The sequence below is a fragment of the Stieleria sp. genome (genome assembly GCF_041595215.1).
Taxonomy (GTDB): Bacteria; Planctomycetota; Planctomycetia; order Pirellulales; family Pirellulaceae; genus Stieleria; species Stieleria magnilauensis.
Genome location: NZ_JBFHKV010000758.1, coordinates 1 through 4,400, shown reverse-complemented (window position 1 = coordinate 4,400; position 4,400 = coordinate 1). Strand labels below are relative to the sequence as shown.

Genomic DNA, 4,400 nt, shown 5'->3' with positions numbered 1-4,400 from the left:
TTGGTACTCGCTTCGAAACCGGTAGTACTGTTCCCGCGCCAGTGCTTCGGCCGCTCCCGATTGACGATTGCTCGATTTCTGAGCCTGATAGCTCTTCCATGTCTGTTCGCTACGCAGCATCGCGTCGCGTTTCGCATCGGCATCACGATAGGCAAAGTACAAATCCCAATACGCGTTGATCACATTGCTGACGTAATCACGGACGCCTTGCTCGAACTTGGCCGACGTGATCTCACTGTTGACCTTGGCGATCAACACGCCGTTGTAAACTCCCGGCGCCGCGGCGGGTCCCGCGATGCGATTGAATTGCAGACCGCCACCTTGCAGCAAAGGCTGCCGCGCTTCGGCATGCAACTGGGTTTGCCACGCGCTATCGGTCAGATTTCCAGTCGCATTGTTGGCATCGTAATCGGTCACGCTGCGCACCGAAAACTGTGCCCCCGTCGGCGTTCGCTTGCTCAACTGAAACACGTAGTCGTGCGTGTCTTGTTTGAACGCGTTGGCACCGCCACCGAAGAAACGGTTGTTGAATCGGCGGTCATTGTTCTGCCATTTCCCGAAGGCATAGAACTGAGCGTCGAAGGCGCTGAGTGCCGCTTCGACACTCTCTTGCGGATCCAACCGCTGCAGAGATTCGCTGTATTCCGATTGCAACTGCCCGGGAGCCCGCAGCACGCCGGCTCCCAAGTCACGCAACACGCTGCGGTTTTCCAGCGCCATGGACAGCGCCTCGCGCAATGAAATCTCGCGCATCGGAGACGATTCAAGTTGCTCGGTCGATCGCAAGGTCACCGGTTCCGGAACCTGATCCACCGTCGCGACCACGGCGGCAGAGGGTGCTCCGATTTGACACAGCAAAGCATCGACACAATCGGTACGCTGGCCGATCGTCTCCGGCACGCTGTGATACAGATGGCAGCCGAAGTTGGGCAGCGCGACCAGCATCCCCAGCGCCACGCATGCCCAGCGCCGCACGCGCAGCCAAACTCGCTCAGACCGAATGGTGGCTGAGTGATGGTTGGCGTCGGATGAAATCGGTGGTTGCAGCAAGAGTGTGAATCAACAAAGGAACGGACCTGGACCCCAAAGTCGCGTCAATCCTCAAACTTTCTCTAGGCATCGCTTTCGTCAATTATCGAACACCCCGTCGAGATTCCTGAGCCGAAACCGTGTGTTTCGATTGATCGTGTCCGACTTTGGCGACCAGCACGAAGCAGCCGAGGCGTGAAACCGAGTTTCACGGCCGTTCGGTACTACGATCGCTAGAGTCATCGTGACCACCAAGGTTGGCTGATTCGAGAAGAATGCCTACCTGGCGTTCCGATGAAAGTCGTTGTGTACACCCTGGAAAACTCGGGACCTTGACCATGCCATCCCTCCGCTTGAAACTGACCGCCCTTCTCGCCGCTGCCGCCGTCGGACCGTACGTCGCGACGGAGACCGAAGTGGGTCGCCGAACGATGTCCACGGTCGGCTCGCTCTTTGACGGCGCATCGTCCGCAGTCAACGAACTGTCGGGTCTGGCGCCCGGCATTTCGACGGACGAAGAAACCCGAACGAGCGGCTACGCCAACCACTCGCACTATGAAGTCGAAAAACTGCGGCAAGTCCGTGCGGATCGCTATCGCTACGATTCCGAATTGGCGCGAAAGCTGGGCGCCATCCCGGAAGATCCGAACGCAGAACCCACACTCAGTGGTTATCAAGTCCGAGACCTGCGCGAAGTGATGCGATTCGATATCGGCCCCGAATGGGTCGTGAATCGATTCTCGCGGGTCAGCACGGTGCTGGCGGATATGAACTTGAAAGGCTTGCGTGTTCCGGTGGTGACCGGCATCAGGGCCGACGACGTGGCAGGAACACTGACGTTCTATTTCGACTATTCGGATCGATTGCAACGCCTAACCTTCCACGGATTCACCGGTGATCCGACGCGTTTTTCCGAAACCATGACGGGCTACTACGGCTTGCAACGCGAGCCGGCGTTGGAGGCGGGTGCGTTTACCAAACGTTGGAACGGACGGCCCGTGCATTTCATGCGTCTGACGCACGCACCGGTCGTCTACAGCGACGCGATCCACCAGAAGTACACCGTGTTCCTGGAACTGAACCAACCCGATTTGGCGTACGGGATCAGCAACGAAGCGCGCAAGATTGTGATTTCGGACCGCCAAACCGGTCGCTGGTAATCTATTGGCGCCTTCTTACTGGCCATCTGAGCCTGTCCGGTAGCCCCGTGCTCGTGCCGGGTCTTATGATGCGTCCACACTGATTCTCTAGCTACTCCCAGGGCATCGTTGCCGTGAATTCAGAACCCTCCGCAAATTCCGATGACGCTTCCCGTGATCGAGAAGCGCCGTCGTCGGCAGAGACCGCCGGCGTCCCAGCTGACGTTCAACCCGAGCCCGGTACCGAGCCCGCTGCAGCCGCAGATGCGGTGTCTGTCGAGGCTGATTCACCGCCACGGACCGCCTTGGAAAAGTTACCTTCGATGGCGCGGATCACTTCGGTGATCATGTTGATCGCCGGAATCCTGGTGGTCGGGTTGCTGTTCTACAAGGTCATGGTGGGATTTTTCATTCCGCTGTTCATGGCCGCGGCACTGGTCGTCATCTTCCGTCCGTTCAACGAATGGATTCTGAAGAAACTCAAGGGCCGACGACGGACCGCGGCGGTTGCCACGACGTCGCTGATTCTGGCAATCGTGCTGATGCCGATCGTCTTGCTGCTGACTGTGGCCATCGGCCAGTTGACCGGGTTGGTCAGCCGAACCGATCTGGACGATCTGAAAGCGGCGTTCGAGCGAGGCCGAACGCGCCTCGGCCTGGAACTTCAACATGCCGACCGCTTCCGCCGACTCGACGACCTGGCCGGAATGTTGGACCAGATCGACGAACCCGAGTTGGTCCGATCGCAGATCGCCGAATCGAAAGAGTTGATCACGTTTCTGGAAAAAGAAGTGGTCGGCGCCGCTCCGACGGGCGAATCCAGCGAAGTTGCCAAAGAGCGACTCAATGAGTTTGCCGATGTGGTCGAGCAATTGGAGACGGTCCAAGAGACAGAAGACCCAGCCGAACGCATCGCCACCGAAGAGCGTTTTCATCGTGGGTCCGTCGTTGCGTCGGCGTCGATTCACGCTTGGATGAACGCCAAACTGGGCGGATCCTTTCGGAAGGAAGTCAAACTGTTGACCAATCCGAGTGAAAAAGACTTGGCCGAAGCGATCCGCGCGGCCCGGGAGTACTTGCAACCACGATTCGTCAAACTGTCCGGGGTGACGGGAAAGGTCGTCGTGCAAATCGCGATCGGCATGTTGATCATGGTGATCTCGATCTACTTCTTCTTCGTCGACGGACCGGCGATGGTGCACACACTGATGCGACTCAGTCCTCTCGACGACGCGTACGAGCTGCGACTGTTGGGCGAGTTTGAAAAGACCAGCCGCGCGGTCGTGCTGGCGAGTATCTTGAGCGCCATCGTGCAGGGACTGCTCGCCGCGATCGCGTTCTTCTTCTGCGGATTCGAATCCTTTATCTTGCTGTTCATGGTCACAACCGTGATGGCGCTGATCCCGTTTTTGGGCGCCGCATCGGTCTGGGTGCCCTGCGCCATCTACCTGGCGGCAGTCGACCAAAGCTACGGAGCGGCGATCTTTTTGACCATCTACGGCGCCGCAGTCGTCTCGTCGATCGACAACGTGATCAAAGCCTACGTGTTACACGGCCACTCGGAATTACACCCACTGGTCGCGCTGCTGAGCGTCCTGGGAGGCGTCCCGGTGTTCGGCCCGATCGGAATCCTGATCGGCCCCATGGTTGTCGTGTTCCTGCAAACCCTGCTCGAAATCCTCAACCACGAACTCGAACTCCGCGATGCCCACCCCGAGCAAGGCGCCGTCGCCTCGGAAGCGTAAGGTTAGCTGTTAGCTGTTAGCTGTTAGCTGTTAGCTGTTAGCTGTTAGCTGTTAGATTTTAGATTTTAGATTTTAGATTTTAGATTTTAGATTTTCCTGTCCCCCATTTTCTTGTCTTCTATCCCCCATTTTCCTTCCGTCCCCATGCCCCTCAACGAATCCCAATTCGAATCCGTCTGCTCGACCGCTCGCCGAGCCGCGATCTTCCACTCCGCCGCAGATGCATTGGAATGGGACGAGCGGACGGGGATGCCGATCGCAGCCGGTGAGTATCGCGCCGAGCAGGTCAGCACACTCCGTTCCTCGGCCCATCAACTGCGCACCGACGCCCAATACGGCGACGCATTGCAGCAACTGCTCGAGCACAGCGGCGATTTGGATCCGCACTCTGATCAAGCCGCCACGATCCGCTCCCTGCACCGTGATTTTGTTCGCGACCAAAAACTTCCTCTCGATCTGGTCACCCGCTTGAGCGTTGCGACCGTGC

General features: G+C 58.2%; 2 protein-coding genes and 2 pseudogenes. 3 read left to right on the top strand and 1 reads right to left on the bottom strand.

Annotated features, from left to right (window positions below; genetic code table 11):
- Positions 1-975, bottom strand: a pseudogene (locus tag ABX749_RS23735) (transporter); the annotation flags it as partial.
- A 392-nt stretch (positions 976-1,367) separates the two neighbouring features.
- On the opposite strand from ABX749_RS23735, the gene ABX749_RS23730 reads away from it, so the two are divergent.
- The 3 genes and pseudogenes from ABX749_RS23730 to ABX749_RS23720 form a co-directional block, all read left to right on the top strand.
- On the top strand, positions 1,368-2,189 hold the full coding sequence (locus ABX749_RS23730) for a DUF6690 family protein (protein ID WP_372898180.1): 822 nt from the start codon (positions 1,368-1,370) through the stop codon (positions 2,187-2,189).
- Positions 2,190-2,302: 113 nt separating this feature from the next.
- Complete coding sequence (locus tag ABX749_RS23725) at positions 2,303-3,913, top strand: AI-2E family transporter (protein ID WP_372898178.1); 1,611 nt, start codon at positions 2,303-2,305, stop codon at positions 3,911-3,913.
- 144 nt (positions 3,914-4,057) lie between these two features.
- Positions 4,058-4,400: pseudogene (locus ABX749_RS23720) on the top strand (carboxypeptidase M32); the annotation flags it as partial.